Source organism: Streptomyces sp. NPDC045967 (assembly GCF_056430495.1).
In genome coordinates this window covers 249,195-270,709 of record NZ_JBWKLE010000005.1, presented here as the reverse complement: position 1 = coordinate 270,709, position 21,515 = coordinate 249,195, and the positions used below count along the sequence as shown (strand labels likewise).

Annotated in this window: 21 protein-coding genes; 8 read left to right on the top strand and 13 right to left on the bottom strand. The window is 74.0% G+C overall.

Going from position 1 to position 21,515, the window contains the following annotated elements; genetic code table 11:
* Window positions 1-129: 129 nt before the first annotated feature.
* Window positions 130-2,613, bottom strand: a complete 2,484-nt coding sequence (locus AC07FY_RS14060; protein WP_479005142.1) for a helicase-associated domain-containing protein — start codon at window positions 2,611-2,613, stop codon at window positions 130-132.
* An 85-nt stretch (window positions 2,614-2,698) separates the two neighbouring features.
* Here AC07FY_RS14060 and AC07FY_RS14055 point away from each other — a divergent pair, with 85 nt between their 5' ends.
* Together AC07FY_RS14055 and AC07FY_RS14050 are read left to right on the top strand one after the other, a co-directional pair.
* A complete protein-coding gene (locus AC07FY_RS14055) occupies window positions 2,699-3,745 on the top strand; it encodes a hypothetical protein (protein ID WP_479005139.1) in 1,047 nt (348 codons plus the stop codon).
* Window positions 3,746-3,831: 86 nt separating this feature from the next.
* Complete coding sequence (locus AC07FY_RS14050) at window positions 3,832-4,494, top strand: HAD family hydrolase (RefSeq protein ID WP_479005136.1); 663 nt, start codon at window positions 3,832-3,834, stop codon at window positions 4,492-4,494.
* A 33-nt stretch (window positions 4,495-4,527) separates the two neighbouring features.
* Here the strand turns inward: AC07FY_RS14050 and AC07FY_RS14045 are convergent, their stop codons facing one another.
* Window positions 4,528-4,779, bottom strand: a complete 252-nt coding sequence (locus AC07FY_RS14045; protein WP_362303208.1) for a hypothetical protein — start codon at window positions 4,777-4,779, stop codon at window positions 4,528-4,530.
* Window positions 4,780-4,957: 178 nt separating this feature from the next.
* Between AC07FY_RS14045 and AC07FY_RS14040 the strand changes: the two genes are divergently transcribed.
* Window positions 4,958-5,341 (top strand): cold-shock protein, encoded by a 384-nt coding sequence (locus AC07FY_RS14040; RefSeq protein ID WP_479005132.1) that lies wholly within the window; start codon window positions 4,958-4,960, stop codon window positions 5,339-5,341.
* 83 nt (window positions 5,342-5,424) lie between these two features.
* On the opposite strand, the gene AC07FY_RS14035 is transcribed toward AC07FY_RS14040, so the two are convergent.
* The 4 genes from AC07FY_RS14035 to AC07FY_RS14020 form a co-directional block, all read right to left on the bottom strand.
* A complete protein-coding gene (locus tag AC07FY_RS14035; RefSeq protein WP_479005130.1) occupies window positions 5,425-6,294 on the bottom strand; it encodes a 1,4-dihydroxy-6-naphthoate synthase in 870 nt (289 codons plus the stop codon).
* A complete protein-coding gene (locus AC07FY_RS14030) occupies window positions 6,281-7,006 on the bottom strand; it encodes a futalosine hydrolase (RefSeq protein ID WP_479005128.1) in 726 nt (241 codons plus the stop codon). The genes AC07FY_RS14035 and AC07FY_RS14030 overlap by 14 nt, the downstream gene beginning before the upstream one ends.
* 13 nt (window positions 7,007-7,019) lie before the next feature.
* Entirely contained in the window at window positions 7,020-7,508 is a 489-nt protein-coding gene (locus AC07FY_RS14025) for a DUF2771 domain-containing protein (RefSeq protein ID WP_479005125.1), read from the bottom strand.
* Window positions 7,509-7,679: 171 nt separating this feature from the next.
* Window positions 7,680-9,041, bottom strand: a complete 1,362-nt coding sequence (locus AC07FY_RS14020) for an MFS transporter (RefSeq protein WP_479005122.1) — start codon at window positions 9,039-9,041, stop codon at window positions 7,680-7,682.
* Window positions 9,042-9,385: 344 nt separating this feature from the next.
* Here AC07FY_RS14020 and AC07FY_RS14015 point away from each other — a divergent pair, with 344 nt between their 5' ends.
* Entirely contained in the window at window positions 9,386-10,303 is a 918-nt protein-coding gene (locus AC07FY_RS14015; RefSeq protein WP_479005119.1) for a DUF3027 domain-containing protein, read from the top strand.
* A 100-nt stretch (window positions 10,304-10,403) separates the two neighbouring features.
* Here the strand turns inward: AC07FY_RS14015 and AC07FY_RS14010 are convergent, their stop codons facing one another.
* The gene (locus AC07FY_RS14010) at window positions 10,404-11,399 is read right to left on the bottom strand and encodes a WD40 repeat domain-containing protein (RefSeq protein ID WP_479005117.1); all 996 of its coding nucleotides are present in this window, start codon (window positions 11,397-11,399) and stop codon (window positions 10,404-10,406) included.
* 77 nt (window positions 11,400-11,476) lie between these two features.
* On the opposite strand from AC07FY_RS14010, the gene AC07FY_RS14005 reads away from it, so the two are divergent.
* Window positions 11,477-12,163 carry a GDSL-type esterase/lipase family protein gene (locus tag AC07FY_RS14005; RefSeq protein WP_479005114.1) on the top strand — a complete coding sequence of 229 codons (687 nt, stop codon included), beginning with the start codon at window positions 11,477-11,479 and terminating at the stop codon, window positions 12,161-12,163.
* 46 nt (window positions 12,164-12,209) lie between these two features.
* Here the strand turns inward: AC07FY_RS14005 and AC07FY_RS14000 are convergent, their stop codons facing one another.
* The 4 genes from AC07FY_RS14000 to AC07FY_RS13985 form a co-directional block, all read right to left on the bottom strand.
* The gene (locus AC07FY_RS14000; RefSeq protein WP_479005111.1) at window positions 12,210-13,199 is read right to left on the bottom strand and encodes an aldo/keto reductase; all 990 of its coding nucleotides are present in this window, start codon (window positions 13,197-13,199) and stop codon (window positions 12,210-12,212) included.
* A gap of 254 nt (window positions 13,200-13,453) precedes the next feature.
* On the bottom strand, window positions 13,454-14,005 hold the full coding sequence (gene thpR / locus AC07FY_RS13995) for an RNA 2',3'-cyclic phosphodiesterase (RefSeq protein ID WP_479005109.1): 552 nt from the start codon (window positions 14,003-14,005) through the stop codon (window positions 13,454-13,456).
* 91 nt (window positions 14,006-14,096) lie between these two features.
* Window positions 14,097-15,440: an MFS transporter gene (locus tag AC07FY_RS13990; RefSeq protein ID WP_479005106.1), complete on the bottom strand. Its 1,344-nt coding sequence runs from the start codon at window positions 15,438-15,440 to the stop codon at window positions 14,097-14,099.
* 25 nt (window positions 15,441-15,465) lie between these two features.
* Window positions 15,466-15,903 carry a MarR family winged helix-turn-helix transcriptional regulator gene (locus AC07FY_RS13985; protein ID WP_257555006.1) on the bottom strand — a complete coding sequence of 146 codons (438 nt, stop codon included), beginning with the start codon at window positions 15,901-15,903 and terminating at the stop codon, window positions 15,466-15,468.
* A gap of 116 nt (window positions 15,904-16,019) precedes the next feature.
* On the opposite strand from AC07FY_RS13985, the gene AC07FY_RS13980 reads away from it, so the two are divergent.
* Window positions 16,020-16,202, top strand: a complete 183-nt coding sequence (locus AC07FY_RS13980; protein WP_030156886.1) for a hypothetical protein — start codon at window positions 16,020-16,022, stop codon at window positions 16,200-16,202.
* On the opposite strand, the gene AC07FY_RS13975 is transcribed toward AC07FY_RS13980, so the two are convergent.
* Window positions 16,195-17,658, bottom strand: coding sequence for an NCS2 family permease (locus AC07FY_RS13975; protein ID WP_479005102.1), 1,464 nt, complete (start codon window positions 17,656-17,658; stop codon window positions 16,195-16,197). The two genes, AC07FY_RS13980 and AC07FY_RS13975, sit on opposite strands and share 8 nt — an antisense overlap.
* Before the next feature lie 177 nt (window positions 17,659-17,835).
* Here AC07FY_RS13975 and AC07FY_RS13970 point away from each other — a divergent pair, with 177 nt between their 5' ends.
* Entirely contained in the window at window positions 17,836-18,135 is a 300-nt protein-coding gene (locus AC07FY_RS13970; protein ID WP_479005100.1) for a DUF2530 domain-containing protein, read from the top strand.
* 34 nt (window positions 18,136-18,169) lie between these two features.
* Here AC07FY_RS13970 and AC07FY_RS13965 read toward each other — a convergent pair whose 3' ends face one another.
* Window positions 18,170-18,781, bottom strand: a complete 612-nt coding sequence (locus AC07FY_RS13965) for an NIPSNAP family protein (RefSeq protein WP_479005097.1) — start codon at window positions 18,779-18,781, stop codon at window positions 18,170-18,172.
* A 165-nt stretch (window positions 18,782-18,946) separates the two neighbouring features.
* Between AC07FY_RS13965 and AC07FY_RS13960 the strand changes: the two genes are divergently transcribed.
* A complete protein-coding gene (locus AC07FY_RS13960) occupies window positions 18,947-21,400 on the top strand; it encodes a cation-translocating P-type ATPase (RefSeq protein WP_479005095.1) in 2,454 nt (817 codons plus the stop codon).
* Window positions 21,401-21,515: the final 115 nt, after the last annotated feature.

Here is a 21,515-nt window from a genome sequence, read left to right as displayed (position 1 = left end):
CCCGCGCCCCGAGCAACGGCGGGGCTGGACGGTGCCCGGTGGCGCCGGATGGTGCCCGGCAGGGCCGAAGCGTGCCCGGCGGGGGCGGCTCGTGCCCGGCGGGGGCGGATCGTGCCGGACGGGGCCGGGTCAGACCTGGTCCTCGGCCAGTTCCGCGACGCCCGTGATGCGGTGGAGCGGGTAGGTGCGCACCTCGTCCGCCGTGTGGTCGTAGCCGGTGACGAAGCCGCCCTCCACCCGGACCGGGGCGATGACGCGCTGGCTCGCCGCGCCCTCCGCGTTCACGTAGCCGATCCACACCGCCGAGCCCGTCAGCGCCGCCGCCTGCACCGTCGCCAGGGTTTCCGCCGCGCTGGTGCGCGGGAGCCCACCGGGGGAGGCCGCCGTCGCGGCCGGCTCCTTGCGGACCGCCGTCGCCGCCATGTCGCCCGCCCGGATCGCCCGCACCGCCGCCCCCAGCAGCGTGTCGTCGGGCACCGGCGGGCCGTCCGGCACCGGTACGGGCGCCGCGCGCGGCGGTGTGCGCCGGGCGTCGGCCCGGGACACCAGGACGTCACCGGTCAGGGACTCCGCCGCCGGGGCGTACCCCATCGCGCGCAACCCCTCCAGCAGCGCACCGGGTTCGGCCTGCGCGGCCAGCACGGTCGGGGCGAGCCGGCGCAGCCCCAGCCCCGCCGAGCGCTTGTCGGCCAGGATCTCGCCGAGCATCGCGTCGTCGTCGCAGCGCACGTAGGAGGACGCCGCGCCGACGCGCAGGTGCCCGTGCCGCCGGGCGACGTCGTCGATCAGGTACGCCAGCGGCTGCGGCACGGGCGTGCGGCTGTGTTCCTTGAGGAAGGCGTGCAGGTCGGCGGCGGCGTGCCCGGCGTCCAGGGCCCGGCGCACCGATCCGGGCGTGAACCGGTAGACCGTCGCACCGCCCTTGGACTCCACGTCCGCGAGCAGGGCCAGGGTGTCGCCGAGCGGCCGGCGCAGCGGGCCGGGGGCCACCGCCGTCAGGTCGGCCTGGAGCAGGACGTGGTCCACCGGCTGGGGCAGCAGCGGGGCCAGCAGCGGCGCCGGATCGCGGTGCTCCAGCAGGGCCCGGCCGAAGGCGCTGATCGCACCCCGGCCGGTGACGCCCAGGACCTCGGCCTCGTTCAGCGTCCAGTGCGCGAGGCGGGCGCGCAGATCGCTCCCGCCGCGTACGGGACGCTCCCACGCGAGGCGGTCCAGCAGGGCGTCCGGTGCCGGGGAGCCGCCTTCGGGCAGTGCGGCGAGGAGTTCCAGGATCCGCCGGCGCACCTCGGGGGCGGCCGAGCGGTCGAGGTCGGGGCCGAGCGCGGACAGGGTGCGGCCCTTGCCGTCCTGCTCGCCGACCAGGCCGGAGGTCCGGGTGGCCGGCAGCCAGGCCGCCGCGAGCGCCGACCACCGCTCGGGGGGCGGCAGTTCGCACCAGTCGTCGAAGGCCGGGGTGGGCGCGTAGCGTTCGTCCGCCTCGCCGTCACTGGCCACCAGCCCGGCCGCGTAGGCGAGTTCGATCCAGAACGCCGCCACCGGCTCGGTGGTGTCCAGGACGGTCGCCGCCCGCTTCAGGTCCCGTACGGCGAGTCCGCCGGCGCGCAGCACCAGCGGACCGGCGTGCTCCCAGGACTTCACCAGCTCCTCGACGGTGGACAGCGCGGCCAGCGCCTGCCCGGCGGCGTTCGCGTCCACAAGCTGTGGACGGTGTTCGCGCAGCGCGGGCACGAGCGGGGCCACGGGCGCGGTGTCCCGGTGGGCGAGGCCGCCGCGCAGGTGCAGTGCCACCTCGCGCGGCAGGACCACCGTCCGGGCGGAGGCGGGCAGCAGCAGTCCGCGGTCGCGCAGCCAGCGCACCGGCGCGGCCGGGTTCGGGGTCACCTCGCCGTACGGGGGCCCCCACACGAGCCGCCCGAGCACCTGGTGCGCCTCCGCCGGGGCCTCGTCCAGCAGCGCCGACATCCGCTGCGGGTCGGTGAACAGCCCGGTCAGCGCGGAGACCGCGGACACCGGGTCGTGGGTGGGGGGCAGGCCCGCGGCCGCCACGATCTCCTGGATCCGGGTCGGCGACATCCCGGACGTGGCCTCGGCGACGGTCGGGCCGAGGCCGGTGGGCGATGGCCGCTGGGCGGAGGGCGCGAGCAGCTCGCGGGCGGTGCGCACCAGGCGCAGCCGGTCCTCGTCGCCCCAGACCAGGGCCTGGTCGCGCAGGGTGGCCAGGGCCCGGGGGAGGGCGGCGCGCGCCCCGTTGTCGTGGCCGGTGCTGCCTTCCTGACCGGTCAGCAGGGATTCCAGGACCGGGTACGGGCAGGGGTCGGGGGCCACCGCCAGCGCTTCGGCGGTCTGCAGCGCGAACCGGTCCAGCCGCTCCAGCGCCCGCACCACCGAGGCACGGGTCCCGGCGCGGGTGGCGAGTTGGGTGACGTCACCGGGCACCGGGCCGAGCAGGTCGGGTCGGGCGCGCAGCAGCGCGGCGAGCGCCGTGTCGTCGCGGGCGCGCAGCGCCTCGGCGAGGGAGCGCGGGGCGCCCGTCACGGCGCCTCCTGCGGTGCTTGCCTCGGGCACGGTCGTCGCCTCCTGGTCGCGTCGGCCGGTCAGTCGGCCGGTCCCCATCCGGCCAACGGTATCCGCTGAGCCCGCGGCCGCTCCACGGACGCACGCGCTACCTTCGGGACAGGCGGTAAGGGAGGAGCCGGGCGTGGGGATCGAAAGCGACCAATTGGTCTACGAATATCTGAGCCGCGTCGGGGACTTGGCGCAGCAGCGGCAGTTGTCCTCCGGTGACCGGATGCGGCTCGTGGCGGGGCTGCGGGACGAGATCGACCGTCGGCGCGCCCGGTACGAGCCGGAGACCCCGGCGTCGGTGCGCGGCATCCTGGCCCGGCTCGGCTCGCCGGAGGAGGTACTGGAGGGGCACGGCGCCGCCGGAGCCGGATCCGCGGCGCCGTCCGACGCCGCCCCGGCCGTGCCCACCCAGCGGGGGCCGCGCCTGCGCAAGCCGGCGCCGAAGGCGCCTCCGAAGACGCCGGCGAACCCCCCGGCGGAGCCGCGGAACGTGCCGCCGCACCTGGCCGGGCTCGACGAACTCGGGCCCTCGGGCGGGTCGGAGCCCGAGTGGTGGCGGGTCGGTCCGGGGACGTACGGGGCGGGACCGCAGGTCGACGGGTTCGCGGGCGGCATCGAGTTCCCGGAGCCGGAGCCGGAGCCGGAGCCGGAGCCCGAAACGGAAACGGAGCCCGGGCCGGGCTCCGGGGCGGGTGTGGACAAGCCGGGTCCGCAGGCCGGGGGCGAGGCGGCCCAGCCGGGCGTACGGGGCGCCGTACGGCTCCTGCGCGAGCGGCGGCGGGCCAGGAGGGAGGCGGCGGCGGAAGCGGCCCCCGCGGTGGGGCCGGTGGCCGCCGCCGGTCCCCGGCCCCGGCCGAACGCCTTCCTGCTGCTGGCCGCGGCCGTCCTCCTCGGCGGCCTCGTCACCGGCTACTGGCTGCTGCTCGTCGTGGGCTGGCTGCTCCCGTACGCCTCGCGGGCCCTGGGGCCGGCCGAGCGCAAGTGGGCCGTCCTCGGGCCGCCGGGGCTGGTCGCCGCGGGGGCGGTGCTGTGGCTGTGGGGCAGGATGAACGGCAAGTGGGGCGAGTCCCTGGCGCAGGACCAGCTGGGCCCGGCCCTGCACGGGATGTGGCCGTGGCTGCTGCGCGCCGCCGCCGTGGCCTCCGTGGCCTACCTGGTCTGGCGCGCCCGGCGCCGGTAGCCGGCCGTCGACAGGGCCGGTCGCGCCGTCGGCGCTGCCGGACCAGCGCCGTCGGCGTTGCCGGACCGAAGGGGTTGAATGGCGGTATGAATCTCACCGTCGGCTTCGACCTCGACATGACGCTCATCGACTCGCGCCCGGGGATCAAGGCCACCTACGAGGCGCTCTCGGCCGAGACCGGCACGTTCATCGACGCGGCCGCGGCGGTCACGCGGCTCGGGCCGCCGCTCGAGGAGGAGCTGGCGCACTGGTTCCCGCCGGCCGAGGTGGCGGCCGTCGCAGACCGCTACCGGGCGATCTACCCCCACCACGCGATCGAGCCGACCCGCGCGATGCCGGGCGCCCGCGAGGCGATCGAGGCCGTGCGGGCGCTCGGTGGCCGGGCGATCGTCGTCACCGCCAAGCACGAGCCCAACGCCCGGCTGCACCTGGCGCACCTGGGCATGGAGCCGGACGCCGTCATCGGCTGGCTGTGGGCGGAGGCCAAGGCGGGGGCGCTGCGCGAGTACGGCGCGCAGGTCTACGTCGGCGACCACGTGGGGGACGTACGCGGCGCCCGCACGGCCGGCGCGCTGTCCGTGGTGGTGCCGACCGGCCCCTGCGGGGAGCCGGAACTGCGGGCGGCGGGCGCCGACGTGGTGCTCGCCGACCTCACCGCGCTGCCGCAGTGGCTCGCGGAGTACGTCGAGGCCCGGCCCGCGCGGTCCGCCGAGCCGGTCCCGTCCGCCGAGTCCGCCCAGCCCGCCTAGCCCGCCTAACCGGTCCGGCCCGCCGGTCCGCGGCTACGCCTGCGAGGCGCGGGCCGCCCGGCGCTGGGCGGCGGCGGAGCGGAGCACCCCGGCCGCGGAGATCGCGAAGCCGACGCCCATCAGCATGCACACGGCCCAGGCGTACGAGGGGAACGGGTCGAGGTCGAGGAACAGCGGGGCCATCGTCGCGAGCGTGGCCACGGCGCCCACGATGAAGACGATGCCGCCGGCCTTCACCAGGGCGTCGCCGGGCCGTGCTTCGTCTGCGGGAGGAGTAACAGTCACCCCACCAGGGTAGTTCCCTGGCCTGAGTGGCCGACGGCGAAGGACCGGGGAACGTCTTGTCACCCGTCCCTCGACCATTAGCCTGGAGGTGGCGGGTCACGGTTGACCCGCTGCACTGTTGTCCGGAGCCGTTCCACGGCACTTCGGACCCCGACGAGCACAAGGACAGAGGACGGACGTGCCTACCGGCAAGGTCAAGTGGTTCAACAGCGAGAAGGGCTTCGGCTTTCTCTCCCGCGACGACGGCGGTGACGTCTTCGTCCACTCGTCGGTGCTCCCTGCCGGGGTCGACTCCCTCAAGCCCGGCCAACGCGTCGAGTTCGGTGTCGTCGCCGGACAGCGCGGTGACCAGGCACTTTCGGTGACGGTCCTGGATCCGACGCCGTCCGTCGCGGCAGCCCAGCGCCGCAAGCCCGACGAGCTCGCCTCGATCGTGCAGGACCTCACGACCCTGCTGGAGAACATCACGCCGATGCTGGAGCGGGGCCGCTACCCCGACAGGGTGCACGGCTCGAAGATCGCCGGCCTGCTCCGCGCGGTGGCCGACCAGCTCGACGTCTGAGCCCGCCCGAACGCACCAGGTGCCCCGTCCCCCCGCGAGGGGGCGGGGCACGCGCGTACGCCGGCCCGGGCGGGCCCCGAGGGCTACGGGAAGGCCAGCGCGCCGGGCGGAATGGCCGGTACCAGCCCCTCCGCCGCCGCCCGGGTCAGCAGCCCGCGCACCGCCGCGTAGCCGGCTTCGCCGAGGTCCGCGGTGAACTCGTTGACGTAGAGCCCGATGTGCTGGTCGGCGACGGCCGGGTCCAGCTCCTGCGCGTGGGCCCGCACGTACGGCCGCGAGACCTCCGGGTCGTCCCACGCCATCCGGACCGACGCCCGGGCGGACTCGGCCAGGCCCTTCAGGGCCGCCTCGCCCAGCGAACGCTTGGCGATGATCGCACCGAGCGGGATTGGCAGGCCGGTCGTGGACTCCCAGTGCTCGCCCATGTCGGCCAGGCAGTGCAGCCCGTAGTCCCGATAGGTGAACCGGGCCTCGTGGATGACCAGTCCGGCGTCCACCCGGCCGTCGCGCACCGCGGGCATGATCTCGTGGAAGGGCAGCACGACCACCTCGCCGACCCCGGCGGGGAGCACGTCGGCCGCCCACAGCCGGAACAGCAGGTAGGCGGTGGAGCGTTCGCTCGGCACCGCGACCGTCTTCCCGCTCAGGTCGGGCCCCGCCCCAGCGGCCGGGCCCGGGTCCCGCACCAGCACGAGCGGGCCGCAGCCGCGGCCCAGCGCCCCGCCGCAGGGCAGCAGCGCGTACTCCTCCAGCACCCAGGGCAGCACGGCGTAGGACACCTTCAGCACGTCCAGCTCGCCGCGCTCGGCCATGCCGTTGGTGAGGTCGATGTCCGCGAAGGTGACGTCGAGGGCGGGTGCGCCCGGGACGCGGCCGTGCGCCCAGGCGTCGAAGACGAAGGTGTCGTTCGGGCAGGGCGAGTAGGCGATCTTCAGCGGTTCACCGGTGCTCATGGCGTTCTCCCCAGTTCGCGAGTACGGGTCCCAGCGAGCGGAAGCCGTCGGCAAGGGCGGCGAGGGCGTCCCCGATCCGCCAGGCGGCACGGTCGCGCGGGCCCACGGCGTTGGACACGGCGCGGATCTCCAGGACGGGCAGCCCGTGGGCGGCGGCCGCCTCGGCCACCCCGAAGCCCTCCATGGCCTCGGCCCCGGCCATCGGATGCCGGGCGGCCAGCTCGGCGGCCCGGGCGGCGCTGCCGGTGACGGTGGAGACGGTCAGTACGGGAGCGAGCAGCGCCCCGGTGGCCTCGGCGGCGCGCGCGGCGAGTTCGGCGGGCGGCAGGTGCACGGTGCGCCCGAAGCCGAGCGCCGCCACGTCCACGAAGCCGTCGGGCGTCTCGGCACCCAGGTCGGCGGCGACGATCGCGTCCGCGACGACGAGCGAGCCGGGCGGGGCGGCGGGCGCGAACCCGCCGCCGATACCGGCCGAGACGACGAGCGCGTACGGGCCGAGGGCCAGGGCGGTGGCGGTGCCGACGGCGGCCGCCGCCGGTCCGACGCCCGCAACGAGCACGTCGAAGGCGATGCCGGGGAGGTCCCGGCGGGCGAGGAGGTACCCCCCGGGGAGGGTGCGCGGCTCCGGACCGAAGGCGTCCGGATGAGGGGTCAGCCCGGTGGTGACGGAGTCTGCCTCCGCCGCCACCGCGGTCACGACGAGCGCGCGCACCGGTACCGCCCGGTTACTTGAGCTTGAGGTTGAAGGTCCACACGGACAGCGGCTTGCCGTCCTCGCCGACCTGGACGAAGGCGAGCTTCTTCGAGGCCGGGGCCTCGCCCTGGCCGCCGGTCGCGAAGACGTCGGCGCCCGGGAAGCTGCGGTAGGTGTTCGAGGAGGGCTCGGTGATGGGCTGCCCGTCCAGGACCGCCTGCCACTTCCTGCCGTCCTCGACGACCTCCGGCTCGACACCGAGGCGCAGCGTGTCGCCCCGGGCGTACTCGACGGTCTTGGCGGCCTTCAGGTTCGTGAGGCAGTCCTGGACCTTGTCCATGGACAGCGGCTCGGAGCCTTCGTGGCAGGCGGCTTCGGCGGATACCGACGAGGTGCCGACCGTCACGGTCGCCAGCGGTGTCGGCTTGTCGCAGGCGGAGAGGAGGAGGAGGCCGGCGGACACGGCTCCGAGGGCCGCGACGCTGCGGCGGGCCCTACCCGAGAAAAGCGGTGCGGTCATGAGCCGAAGGCTATCGGGCCGCTGGGCTGCACCGCTGCACGGGGTCCCCCGGCCCGCGGCGCGCCGCGGCGGGAGCCGGGCGGTAGCCGGGCGGGCACGGGCCGCCGCCCCGCACCCCCGCCGGGGTGCGGCGCGCCGAGGCCACCCCGGGGCCGAGGAGACGCGCCGCCGCTACGCGACCCGGGGGCGGGAGGGCTCCGGGTGGTGGCGGGGGGCGTCCATGAGGCCGCGCAGGGCCATGGTCGCGCCGAGGGCGACCACGGCCGCCGCGACGGACATGCCCAGTACCCCGTTCAGCGGCAGCGCGATCCCGATCGCGCCGCCCAGTACCCACGCCATCTGGAGCAGCGTCTCCGAACGGGCGAAGGCGGAGGTCCGTACGGCCTCCGGCACGTCCCGCTGGATCATCGCGTCCAGCGACAGCTTCGCCAGCGCCTGGCAGAAGCCCGCCGTCGCGCCCAGCACCGCCATGAACAGCCCGCTGAAGAAGACGGCCGCCAGCACGGCGACGCCCAGGGTCAGGCACAACACCGCCGCGACGATCACCTCCGGCGCCCTCGCCCGCAACCACGCCCCGACCGCCGTGCCGCACGCGTTCCCGACGCCCGCCGACACGCCCACGATGCCCAGGGACACCGCCGCGCTCTGCCCCGCCAGGGGGTGCTCGCGCAACAGGAACGCCAGGAAGAAGATCAGGAACCCGGACAGCGCGCGCATCGACGCGTTCGCCAGCAGCCCGCACAGGACCGACCGGCTGACCGTCCGCAGCCCCGGCCGGCGCGAGTGCGCCTCGTGCGTGGACAGCCGGGCGCGCCGCTCGCCCCGGGCCTCGTCCACCTTGTGCGGCAGCGTGAACGCCGCGACCGTGCCCCACACGAAGATCGCGCAGGCCCCGTACAGCGGCCACTGCGGCCCGATCTGGTGCAGCCCGGCGCCCGCCGGGGCCGCCACGCCGGTGGCCAGCAGCCCGGCCAGCGTGACCCGGGAGTTCGCCTTGACCAGCGAGAACCCCGCCGGCAGCAGTCTGGGCACCACCGCGCTGCGCACCACTCCGTACGCCTTCGAGGCGACCAGCACGCCCAGTGCCGCCGGATACAGCTCCAGCCCGCCCGTCGCCACCGCGCCCGACATCGTCAGCGCCAGCAGCGCACGCGCCAGCATCGCGGCCGCCATCGAGGCCCGGCGACCGTGCGGCAGCCGGTCCAGCAGCGGCCCGATCACCGGAGCCAGCAGGGTGAAGGGGGCCATGGTGATCGCCAGGTACAGGGCTACCCGGCCGCGCGCCTCGTCCGTGGGGACGGAGAAGAAGACCGTCGAGGCCAGCGCCACCGTGATCATCATGTCGCCGGCGCCGTTGATGGCGTGCAGCTCGATCAACCTGCCGAGCCCCGACTCGCCGGCCCCGTGCGCGTGCGTGGCCCGCCGGATGCCGCGGGCCGTACCGGTGAAGGGCAGGTGCAGCGCACGCCCCAGGGCCCGGCCGGCCCGCCTGGCCGGTCCCGAGCCGTCGCGGGACGACCGTACGGGTGCCATCAGGCCATAGTGCCCCACGGCGCCCTCCCCGACCCTCCCCGGCGTGTCGCGGAGGCCGTCCACCGCACGGCCTTCTCGCGAATCGGACCTTGCATGTGGGCCCGGGGCGTCGAAGGAGGTAGCGTGCGTAGCGCGCCACCGGCGGTTGCTCTTGGCCGCGCGCCTCTTCGCGATCCCGCAGAATGGATCGCATAAAGGTGCGCCCGGAGTCCGATCGGGTGCGGACGTCGACGCGGCCCTCTGGTCCGCTCCGCCCGCGCCACGTACGGACAGGACCGACGGGTCGTTGTGGACGACAGTACGGACGGCGCACTCGTGAGACGGCGTAGGAGAGAACGAGACCAGTGAGTGCTGCGACGACGCGAAGCCGTACCCCGCGTACCCCCGACCGCCTGTGCGTCGAGGCGGTAGACCTCGCCCGCGCTGCCGCCGAGGAGGCCGCCTACCCCGGTGTGGTGGGCGAGCACGTCTCCGCCGTGGCGGAGGGCGACCGGGTCGTCACCCACTTCTTCGAGGCCAAGGAGCCGGGCTACCGAGGTTGGCGCTGGGCCGTCACCGTGACCCGGGCCTCCCGCGCCAAGAACGTCACCCTCGACGAAACGGTGCTTCTCCCCGGAGAGGACGCGCTGCTGGCCCCCGAGTGGGTGCCGTGGAGCGAGCGGCTGCGGCCCGGCGACATGGGCCCGGGCGACCTGCTGCCCACCGACGCCGAGGACCTGCGGCTGGAGCCGGGCTGGACCGGCGAGGACGCGCCGCCGCCGAACTCGCTGGTCTCCGCCGAGATGGCCGAGCTGGTCGAGGCGGAGGACGCGGACGTCACCGACCGGGCGGTGGTCCCGGTCCGCGGGTCCATCACGTCGGTGGCCGAGGAACTGGGCATGCGCCGCGCCCGGGTCCTGTCGCGGTACGGGCTGCACAGCGCGGCCGACCGCTGGGACGAGTCGTTCGGCGCGAAGACCCCGATGGCGCAGGCCGCGCCCGCCTCCTGCGTCTCCTGCGGCTTCCTGGTCGCGATCGGCGGCTCGCTGGGCCAGGCCTTCGGTGTCTGCGCCAACGAGTTCAGCCCGGCCGACGGCCGGCTGGTCTCGCTCTCGTACGGCTGCGGCGGGCACTCCGAGGCCGCGGTCATGCCGGCGCCGCCGCGGCCGGCCCCGCCGGTGCTCGACTCGATGGCGACCGACGCGTTCCCGCTCCGCCCCTCCGCCGACACCGGCTCGGTCCCCACGGCCGACCTCCCCGCCGCGGACCTGGGCCACTCCTAGGGCTGTGGCCGGAAAGGTTTGCCGGGTCGCGGTGAACCTTTCCGGTCACAGCACTAGGTCCTGCCGTCGAAGGCCCGCCCGGCCCGCGTCGGGCCCGGTCCTACTTCGGGCGCCGGCGCAGTACCCGCTTCGCCGCGAAGGCCAAAGCCAGGGCGCCGGCGAGGACCAGCGCGCCCTTGCCGAAGCCGCCCGGCGGGTCGGTGGCGGTGGCCGCGTCCGGCGGGGAGCCCGGCGGCGGCGTCGCCGACGGGCCGCCGGGCGCCCCGGCCAGCGGGACCGCGATGACGCGGCTGGACTCGCCCTCCGCCCCGAACATCAGCGCCGATCCGTCCGCCGCGTACGTCACCGACTCCGCCTGCCCCTGCCACGGAGCGTCCACCCGCTCGCCCTCGCCCTGCGGCCGCCCCTCCCGCCAGTCGTAGGTACGGGCCGTGAAGTACCCGCGCAGGGTCAGCCGGCCCCCGTCGGGGGAGAACGCCCCGTCCGTGACCCACGGCACGTCCGCGACCCGCCGGAACACGTTCGGTCCGCTCCCGGACAGCCGTTCCGGGCCCTCGTACAGCCCGCCGGTGGTCTCGTTCTTGCTCGCGATGTACACCCGGCCGGTCACCGGATGCACCATCAGCGCCTCGGCGTTGCGCGGCCCGTCCGCGTACCGCACGGTGAACTGCGCGGCCTTGGCCGTGACATCGCCCAACTGCTTCGGCTCGGGGAACCGGTAGATCCAGACGTGGTCCCAGGTGCCGTCCCTGTTGTCCCCGATGTCACCGACGTACAGCTGCCCGTCCGGCCCCAGCGAGACCGCCTCGACGTCCCGCGGCCGTCCGATGCCCGTGAGCGTGACCCGCGCCACCGTCCTGCCGGTCGCCGAGTCCACCGCGTAGACGTACGGGCCGTCGTCGCTGTCGTTGTGCGTCCAGTACACGCCGGGGTGGATCCGGCTCGCCGCCAGGCCGCTCGACTCCTTGATGCGGGGATCGGCGATGGTGAAGGAGGACGCCGGGGGCCCCTCCGCCCCGGCGGCCGACGCGGACGACGGCGGCAGCAGGGCGAGGACCAGGGCGGCGGTGGCGGACGGCAACGGCAGCAGGCGCATGACCCCCACCCTCTCAGCCCGCCGGGCGTGTCGCGCATCACAGGGGACCGGGTCGGGTGATCCGCGATGATGACCGGATGCGTTTCATGTTCGTCGGCGACTCCATGACCATCGGACGCGCCGGCGACTACACCTGGCGCTACCGGATGTGGCAGCACCTGGGCTCCGCCCCCGGCGGCCCGTACGAGATCGTCGGCCCGCGCAGCGGGCTGTACGACGCCGCCGCGGACGCCCCCGCCAGCCATTCCTACGCCGATCCGGAATTCCCGCCCGACGCCCGCCGCCACCTCGCGGGCTGGGGCGAGGGCTGGCAGCACATGGCCCCGCTGGTCGGGCCGGCCGCGCGCGCCGCCCGGGCCGACGTCCTGCTGGTCTCCCTCGGCCTGATCGACCTCGGCTTCTACACCGGCGCCGAGGAGACCGCCGCCAACGTCCGGCGGTTCGTCGACGCCGCCCGCCGGGCCCGCCCGGGCATCCGCATGGTGCTGCTGCCGGTGATCCCGAACATCCGCGCCGAGGAGGACGCCCCCTTCGCGGCCGAGGTCGACCGCTTCAACGAGCTGTTGGCGAAGGCGGTGGCCGACCTGACCACCGCCTCCTCGCCGATCCTGCTGGGTGCCCGCCCGGCCGGGTACGACATCCACCGCGACACCTACGACGGGACCCACCCCAACGCCTCGGGCGAGCACCGCCTGGCGGGTGAGTTCGCGGCGGCCCTGCACCAGGCCTGGGGCATCGGCGGCCCTTACCGGCCGCGGGACTGACACCCTCCGCCGGGTCCGGGCGCCCCGGGCCCGGCGGACCGGGTGCTCACCAGGCGAAGGCCTCGGGGGATGGTCCGGGGCCGGGGAAGATCTCGTCCAAGGCCGCCAGCACCTCCTCGCCCAGCTCCAGCTCCAGCGCCCGCAGCGCGCTGTCCAGCTGCTCGGCCGTGCGCGGGCCGACGATCGGGCCGGTCACCCCGGGCCGGGTCAGCAGCCAGGCCAGCGCCGTCTCGCCGGGTTCCAGACCGTGCTTGTCGAGCAGGTCCTCGTACGCCTGCACCTGCGCCCGTACCGCCGTGCTGGCCAGTGCGTCCGCCGACCGCCCGGAGGCGCGGCGGCCGCCCTCGACCTCCTTCTTGATCACCCCGCCCAGGAGGCCGCCGTGCAGCGGCGACCACGGGATGACCCCGAGCCCGTACTCCTGGGCCGCCGGGATGACCTCCATCTCGGCGCGTCGTTCGGCGAGGTTGTAGAGGCACTGCTCGCTGACGAGCCCGACCGTGCCGCGCCGGGCGGCGGTCTCGTTGGCCTGGGCGATCTTGTATCCGGGGAAGTTGGAAGAGCCCGCGTAAAGGATCTTGCCCTGCTGGATCAGGACGTCGACGGCCTGCCAGATCTCCTCGAAGGGGGTCCGGCGGTCGATGTGGTGGAACTGGTAGAGGTCGATGTAGTCGGTCTGGAGCCGCTTCAGGCTCGCCTCGACGGCCCGCCGGATGTTCAGCGCCGACAGCCGGTCGTGGTTGGGCCACGGGTCGCCGTCCCCGGCCATGTTCCCGTAGACCTTGGTGGCGAGGACGGTCTTGTCCCGGCGGCCGCCGCCCTGGGCGAACCAGGTGCCGATGATCTCCTCGGTGCGGCCCTTGTTCTCGCCCCACCCGTAGACGTTGGCGGTGTCGACGAAATTCAGTCCTGCGGCGAGGGCGCCGTCCAGGATGCGGTGACTGGTGGGTTCGTCTGTCTGCGGACCGAAGTTCATCGTGCCGAGAACGAGTCGGCTGACCTTGAGTCCGGTGCGTCCGAGCTGCGTGTACTTCATGGGCCCCAAGCCAACTGCTTCGAGTCCACTCGAAGCAAGGGCGCGCCCTACTGCCCCACGGCGGCCGCGACGGCGACGACGACGAACATCAGCACGAGCACACCGGCCATGACACGGTTTCTGGTCTTGGGATCCACCCGTCGAGCGTAACGCGGCAGCCCCCGCATCGCGGACGCAGGGGCTGTGCCGGGGAGGGCGGGGCGGCAGGGGCCACTGCCGGCCCGTGTCGTTCGTCGCGGCGACCGGGGCCGGGCTCAGCCGGTGAGCGGCCAGGTTTCGACGGTCTCGTAGCGGGGCTGCTCGCCCGGGACCCCGCCCGCCGGCAGGTTGCTGCGCACCAGGCTCACGGCGCCGACCTGCCACGGCGCGCCCTCGAACGCGGCGAGGGCGTCGAGGTACGTCCGCAGCGATCCACCGTCGCGGGAGCGGCCCACGGTGAGGTGCGGGGTGTAGCGGCGGTGCTGCTCCATGGGCACCCCGGCCCGCCGGGCGGCCGCGTCGGCCCGCTCCGCCAGCAGCCGCATCGTGTCGAGGTCCCCGGCGGCGCCGACCCACAGCGCGCGCTCGCCGAAGTGGCCGGCGCCGTGCAGGCGCAGCCGGAACGGCGCGGTGCGGTGCGCGGCGCGGGCCAGGCGGGCGCGCAGGTCGGGGAGCAGCTCCTCCCGCACCTCGCCCATGAAGGCGAGGGTGAAGTGCCAGCCGGCCTCGCCGGTCCAGGTCAGCCGGTCGTCCCGCAGCGGCCGCACGGCCTCGGCCAACTCGGCGACGGCCGCGTCCGGGGGCAGCACGGCGGCGAACAGTCTCATGCGCGGAGCCTAACGCTGCGACCCGAACGGTTCACCGCATCGGGGGATCCCGGTCCGGTCCCGGCAGGGGGCGGGAGCCGCGGCGGCCGGGTCAGGCCGCCGCCACCAGCTCGCGCTCGCGCGTCGCCCGGACGAAGGCCACGCCGTGGCGGGTCACGGTCAGCCGGAGGTTGCCGACACGGGCCAGGACCACCGCGACCGCGACCGAGGCGAGCAGCGAGATCACGCCGCCCGCGGCCATCCCGATCCGCGCCCCGTAGCTGTCCGTGATCCAGCCGAGCAGCGGCGCGCCCAGCGGTGTGCCGCCGGTGAAGACCATCATGTACAGGGCCATGACCCGCCCGCGCATGCCGGGATCGGTCGCCATCTGGACGCTGGAGTTCGCCGTCACGTTGACCGTGAGCCCGAAGACGCCGATCGGTACGAGCAGCGCCGCGAACAGCCAGAAGCCGGGCGCGAAGGCGGTCGCGGTCAGCAGGACCGAGAACAGCACGGCCGCCGCCACCAGCAGCCGCAGGCGGGAGTGCCCGCGCCGGGCGGCGAGCAGCGCACCCGCGAGGGAGCCGACCGCGATCAGGGTGTTGAAGAGGCCGTAGGTGCCCGCGTCGCCGTGGAACACGGTGCTCACGTACGCCGACAGCCAGATCGGGAAGTTGAACCCGAAGGTGCCGATGAAGCCGACGAGGACGATCGGCCAGACCAGTTCCGGGCGGCCGGCGACGTACCGCAGTCCTTCGCGGAGCTGCCCCTTGGCGCGGGGCCGCGGCGCGACAGGGTGCAGTTCCTGCGTGCGCATCATCAGCAGGCCGGCGACGGGCGCCGCGAAGGACAGGCCGTTCAGCAGGAAGGCCCAGCCGGAGCCGAACGCGGTGATCAGCACACCGGCGATGGCGGGACCGACCAGCCGCGCGGACTGGAAGTTGGCCGAATTCAGACTGACGGCGTTGGCGAGCTGGTCCTTGCCGACCATCTCGGGGACGAAGGTCTGCCGCGCCGGGTTGTCGAGGACGGTCACCAGGCCGAGCAGGAAGGCCGCCAGGTAGACGTGCCAGACCTGGACGTGACCCGCCAGGGTGAGCACGGCCAGCGCGATGCCGGTCAGGCCCATGGCGCTCTGCGTGACGAGGAGCAGCCGCCGCTTGGGCAGCCGGTCGGCGAGTACGCCTCCGTAGAGGCCGAACACCAGCATCGGCAGGAACTGCAGGGCGATGGTGATGCCGACGGCGGAGGCCGAGCCGGTCAGGGAGAGGACCAGCCAGTCCTGGGCGATCCGCTGCATCCAGGTGCCGGTGTTCGACACGGCCTGGCCGGTGGCGAAGAGCCGGTAGTTGCGGATGCGCAGCGAGCTGAACATGGAGTTCTTGCCCGCGGGGGTGGTGGTGTCGTGGGTGGATATGTGGCCGGGTGCGGAGTCTGCTCCGTTTCCCGTACTCAAAAGCGTTCGCCTCCTGGCGTCGTTCCTACAGGTGCGCGAGCTTCTCCAGGACGGGCGCGGCCTCGCGCAGCTTGGCCCACTCGTCCTCGGTCAGCTCGGCCGCGAGCCCCGCCAGGAAGGCGTTGCGCTTGCGGCGGCTCTCCTCGAGCATCGCTTCGGCCTCCTCCGTCTGGCGGACGACCTTCTGGCGGCGGTCGTCGGGGTGCGGTTCCAGCGTGACCAGTCCTTTGGCCTCCAGCAACGCGACGATGCGCGTCATCGAGGGCGGCTGGACGTGCTCCCGCCGGGCCAGCTCGCCCGGAGTGGCCTGGCCGCAGCGGGCGAGGGTGCCGAGCACCGACATCTCGGTGGGGCTCAGCGATTCGTCGACGCGCTGGTGCTTCAGGCGCCGGCCCAGCCGCATGACGGCGGAGCGGAGGTCGTTCACGGCGGCAGCATCGTCGCCATGGGAAAGGTCACGCATGTCCTTAGAATAACTCATTACCCTGTCTAAGGAAAACTTTTTCGGTCGTCACTCGTACGGGTGAGCAGACGGCCGAAAACGACACGCGTCCATACCCGCCCCCCGACTCTTTCGGCATGGGGACACATGTGCTGAGCATGCGCATAGACGGGGAGCTCCTCGACCGGCTCCGTACTCATGCCGCCAAACGCGGAATGAGCGTCCAGGACTATGTGGTCCGGACGCTCATTCGCGACGACTTCGACGAGCGCTTCAAGGCGGCCGTCGACGAGACGGAGAAGTTCTACGGGCTCACGTGAGGCCGAGGGCGGGCATCGCGTAGTAGAAGACGAACACCGCCGCCACCACGTACATGGCCACGGGCACCTCGCGGCCCCGTCCGGCCGCGGCCCGCAGGACGCAGAAGCTCACGAAGCCGATGCCGATGCCGTTGGTGATCGAGTAGGTGAAGGGCATCATCACCATGGCCAGGAAGGCCGGAATGGCGATGGTGAAGTCGCTCCAGTCGATGTCCTTGACCGAGCCGGCCAGGATCAGGAAGCCGACCGCCACCAGGGCGGGGGTGGCCGCCTGGGACGGGACCATCGTCGCGAGCGGGGTCAGGAACAGCGCCACGGTGAACAGGCCGCCGGTCACGACGTTCGCCAGGCCGGTACGGGCACCCTCGCCGACCCCGGCCGTGGACTCCACGAAGCAGGTGGTGGCGGAGGAGGAGGTCGCGCCGCCCGAGGCGACCGCCAGGCCGTCGATCAGCAGCACCCGGTTGATCCCGGGGAACTCGCCGGTCTCCTTGTCGATGAGCTTCGCCTCGTCGCCGACGCCGAGGATCGTGCCCATCGCGTCGAAGAAGCAGGACAGCAGCACGGTGAAGACGAACAGCACGCCGGTCAGCACGCCGACCTTCTCGAAGCCGCCGAACAGGCTGACCTGGCCGACGAGCCCGAAGTCGGGGGCGGCCACCGGGTTGCCCGGCCAGGCGGGGACGGTCAGGCCCCACGCCTCGTCCGGCAGCCCGGCCAAGAGCTGGACGGCGACCGCGACGAGCGTCATCGCGACGATGGAGATCAGGATCGCGCCCGGCGTCCTGCGGATCAGCAGGGCGAGGGTGAGCAGCACGCCCACGACGAAGACCAGGACGGGCCAGCCGAGCAGGTGGCCGCCGGTGCCGAGCTGGAGCGGGACGGTGGTGTGCGCGGCGTCGGGGATGCGGGTGACGAAGCCCGAGTCGACCAGGCCGATCAGCATGATGAACAGGCCGATGCCGATGGCGATGCCCTTGCGCAGCCCCAGCGGGACGGCGTTCATCACGCGCTCGCGCAGGCCGGTGGCGACCAGCAGCATCACCACGAACCCGGCCAGCACGACCATGCCCATGGCGTCGGCCCAGCTCATGCGGGGGGCGAGCTGGAGGGCCACGACGGTGTTGACGCCGAGCCCGGCGGCCAGCGCGATCGGGACGTTGCCGATGACGCCCATGAGGAGCGTGGAGAACGCGGCCGTCAGCACCGTGGCCGTGACGAGCTGGCCGCCGTCGAGCTGGTGGCCGTACATGTCTTTCGCGCTGCCCAGGATGATCGGGTTCAGCACGATGATGTAGGCCATCGCGAAGAAGGTGGCGAAGCCGCCGCGGACCTCGCGGGCGAGGGTGGAGCCGCGCTCGGTCACGCGGAAGTGGCGGTCGAGGGCCGAGGGCTCCCGGGAGCCGGGTTCCGGGGCGCCGGATGCGGGGGCGGGGGCCGGGGCAGGGGTGCTCATACGGTCCTCATTGGGTGGTTCATACGAAGAAAATGGGCCACGCCCAAACCGTTTCAGTATGAACACATGAACAAAGGACCGTCCATCTCCGCGCGTAGACCGAACGTGGGCCGGACGAATCCCGGCCGAGGGCCCGCCGGTCCCGCCCCCGGCCGGCGCGCGCCTAGACTTGGCCGCATGGCGAAATGGACTCCGAAGCACGAGGCGCCCGAGCCCCTTGAGGGTCCGGTCGTCGCCACCGTCACCGGCGGCACGATCCTCTGGTTCGCCCTCTTCGTCGTCCAGCTCCCCTTCTACGGCTGGTTCTCCGACCGCGGCATGCTGTGGTGGGTCTGGACCTGCGCGGCCGGCGGCTTCCTCGGCCTGATCGGCATCTGGTACGTCCGCGGCCGCGACGCCGCGCTCAAGCGGCACGCCGCGGCGGCCGCGGCCGCCGCCGCCCCGGCCGGTCCCGGTGACCGGCCGGACCCCGCCTGACCCGCAGCCGAAAACGCCCGCGAGGGGCCCGGGGTCACCGGACGGGCTCCAGCCGCAGCCGCCGCGGCTCCGCGTGCAGGTGGGCCGAGAGATCCGGCAGCGGTCCCGCCTCGCCGACCGTGAACCACAGCAGCACCTCCTCCCCGGTACGCACCGGCAGCGCCGGGAAGGTGTTCGGCGCATGCTCGGAGCGGTGCACGGCGAGCGGAGCCGATCCGGCCGCGGTGAGCGCGGGCCGCAGCCGCCGCTCGAAGTGCCGGGCGAACGCGCGCGCGTCCACCGGGTGGCAGACGGTCAGCGCGATCGGCGGGGCGGGCCGCGCCCCCGTGTCCGGCGGGACGAAGCCCGGCCCGCGCAGCAGGAGCACGTCGTCCGAGTCCAGCATGGTGGCGTTCGCCGCCTCCCGGTGGGCCCGCCAGACGGGACCGCCGTAGAAGGCGTGGAGCGCCCGCTCGCGCGCCGCCATGTCGGGGAAGGCGCGCAGCCACACGAAGCGGTCCGGGTCGTCCAGGTCCCGGAACCGGCCGCCCAGGACGATCCCGGCCGCCTCCTGCCCGGTGACGAACTCCCGCTCGAAGAGCCCGATCAGCGTGTCCCGGGCTCCGGGGCGCAGGGTGTACTGCCGCAGTTCCACGATGAGGTCCATGGCCCGGACGGTAGGGCCGGTCCACTGACACCCCCCGTCAGCGAAGTCCCGGCCGCGGCGGGCCCGGCGCGAGGGGGGACCAGGGGAGGATCGCGGTCATCCCGAAGTCGGATCTTCGGGCTTCTCGGCGGGTGAACCGTTCGCACCGCCTTTACCGTCGGAAGCATGACGCAGCGGGCGAAGATCGAGCAGGACGGGCCGGAGCCGCCCGGCGGCGCCATCGACGCGGGGGCCGAACCCGACCCCGTCCACCCGGTGCGCCCGCCCGCCCCCCGGTTCCGGCCCGGCGGCCTGAGCACCACCGAGGTCGCGGAACGGGTGGCGCGCGGGGACGTCAACGACGTCCCCGTCCGCAGCAGCCGCTCCACCGCCGACATCGTCCGCGCCAACGTCTTCACCCGCTTCAACGCGATCATCGGCGTGCTCTGGGTGATCATGCTGGTCGTCGCGCCGATCCAGGACAGCCTCTTCGGCTTCGTGATCCTCGCGAACACCGGCATCGGCATCGTCCAGGAACTGCGCGCCAAGAAGACCCTCGACAGCCTGGCCGTGATCGGCGAGGCCAGACCGGGCGTCCGGCGCGACGGAAGGACCGCCGAGATCTCCACCTCCGAGATCGTCCTCGGCGACGTCATCGAACTCGGGCCCGGTGACAAGGTCGTCGTCGACGGGGCCGTCGGCGAGGCCGAGGGCCTGGAGATCGACGAGTCCCTCCTCACCGGCGAGGCCGACCCCGTCCTGAAGAAGCCCGGCGACCAGGTCATGTCCGGCTCCTTCGTCGTCGCCGGCGGCGGCGCCTTCACCGCGACCAAGGTCGGCCGCGAGGCCTACGCCGCGCAGCTGGCCGAAGAGGCGTCCCGCTTCACCCTCGTCCACTCCGAGCTGCGCTCCGGCATCTCCACCATCCTCAAGTACGTCACCTGGATGATGATCCCGACCTCCATCGGCCTGGTCATCAGTCAGCTGGTCGTCAAGGACAACAACCTCAAGGACTCCATCGCCCGCACCGTCGGGGGCATCGTCCCGATGATCCCCGAGGGCCTGGTCCTCCTCACCTCCGTGGCCTTCGCCATCGGCGTCATCCGCCTCGGCCGCAAGCAGTGCCTGGTCCAGGAGCTGCCCGCCATCGAGGGGCTCGCCCGCGTCGACGTGGTCTGCCTCGACAAGACCGGCACCCTCACCGAGGGCGGCATGGACGTCACCGAGCTGCGCCCGCTCGGCGGCGCGGAACCCTCGTACGTCAAGAAGGTGCTCGGCGCCCTCGGCGAATCCGACCCGCGCCCCAACGCCAGCCTCCAGGCGATCATCGACGCCTACCCCGACAGCGCGGAATGGCGCTGCACCGAGTCCCTGCCGTTCTCCTCCGCGCGCAAGTACTGCGGCGCCAGCTTCAGCGAGGACGACGGCGAGAGCAGCACCTGGCTGCTGGGCGCCCCCGACGTCCTGCTCCCCGCCGGCGACCCCGCCCTCGACGAGACCGACGGCCTCAACGAACAGGGCCTGCGCGTCCTGCTGCTGGCCCGTACGGCCCGCGAGCTCGACGACGCGGCCGTGGCCGCCGGCGTCCGGCCGACCGCCCTCGTCGTCCTCGAGCAGCGGCTGCGCCCCGACGCCGCCGAGACCCTGCGCTACTTCCGGGACCAGGACGTCGACGCCAAGGTCATCTCCGGTGACAACGCCGTCTCCGTCGGCGCGGTCGCCGGCAAGCTGGGCCTCCCCGGCGCCGACACCACCGTCGACGCCCGCGAGCTCCCCACCGAACGGTCCGGCATGGCGCAGGCCCTCGACGCCAACTCCGTCTTCGGGCGCGTGACCCCGCAGCAGAAGCGGGACATGGTCGGGGCCCTGCAGTCCCGGGGCCACACCGTCGCCATGACGGGCGACGGCGTCAACGACGTGCTCGCCCTCAAGGACGCCGACATCGGCGTCGCGATGGGCTCCGGCTCCGAGGCCACCCGGGCCGTGGCCCAGATCGTGCTGCTCAACAACAGCTTCTCGACCCTGCCCGCGGTCGTCGCGGAGGGCCGCCGGGTCATCGGCAACATCACCCGCGTCGCGACCCTCTTCCTGACGAAGACGGTCTACTCGGTGCTCCTCGCGATCCTGGTCGTCTGCTCCCAGGTCGAGTACCCCTTCCTGCCCCGCCACCTCACCCTGCTGTCCACCCTCACCATCGGCATCCCGGCCTTCTTCCTGGCGCTCGCCCCGAACAAGGAGCGCGCGAAGCCGCACTTCGTGCAGCGCGTGATGCGCTACGCCGTCCCCGGCGGCGTGCTCGCGGCGACGGCCACCTTCGCGACGTACGTGATCGCCCGCGCCCACTACACCGGCCCCGACGCCCTGATGTCCGAGACGAGCGCGGCCACCCTGACCCTGTTCCTCACCTCGATGTGGGTCCTGGCGATCATCGCCCGCCCGTACACGTGGTGGCGGGTGGTCCTGGTCGGCGCGATGGGCGGCGCCTTCCTGATCGTCCTGGTCGTGCCGTGGCTCCAGGACTTCTTCCAGCTCCGGCTCCAGGGCGTGACGATGCCGTGGACCGCGGTCGCCCTCGCCGCGGTCGCCGGGGTCCTGATCGAGTGCACGTTCCGCTGGGTGGACCGCAGGTTCCCGGCATAGAGCGGCGGGGGGGGGGGGGGGGCCCCCCCCCCCCCCCCCCCCTCCTCCCCCCCCCCCCCCTCCCCACCCCCCCCCCCCCCCTTGGAAGGGGGCTCCCGGAAGGGGTGAAAAAAAA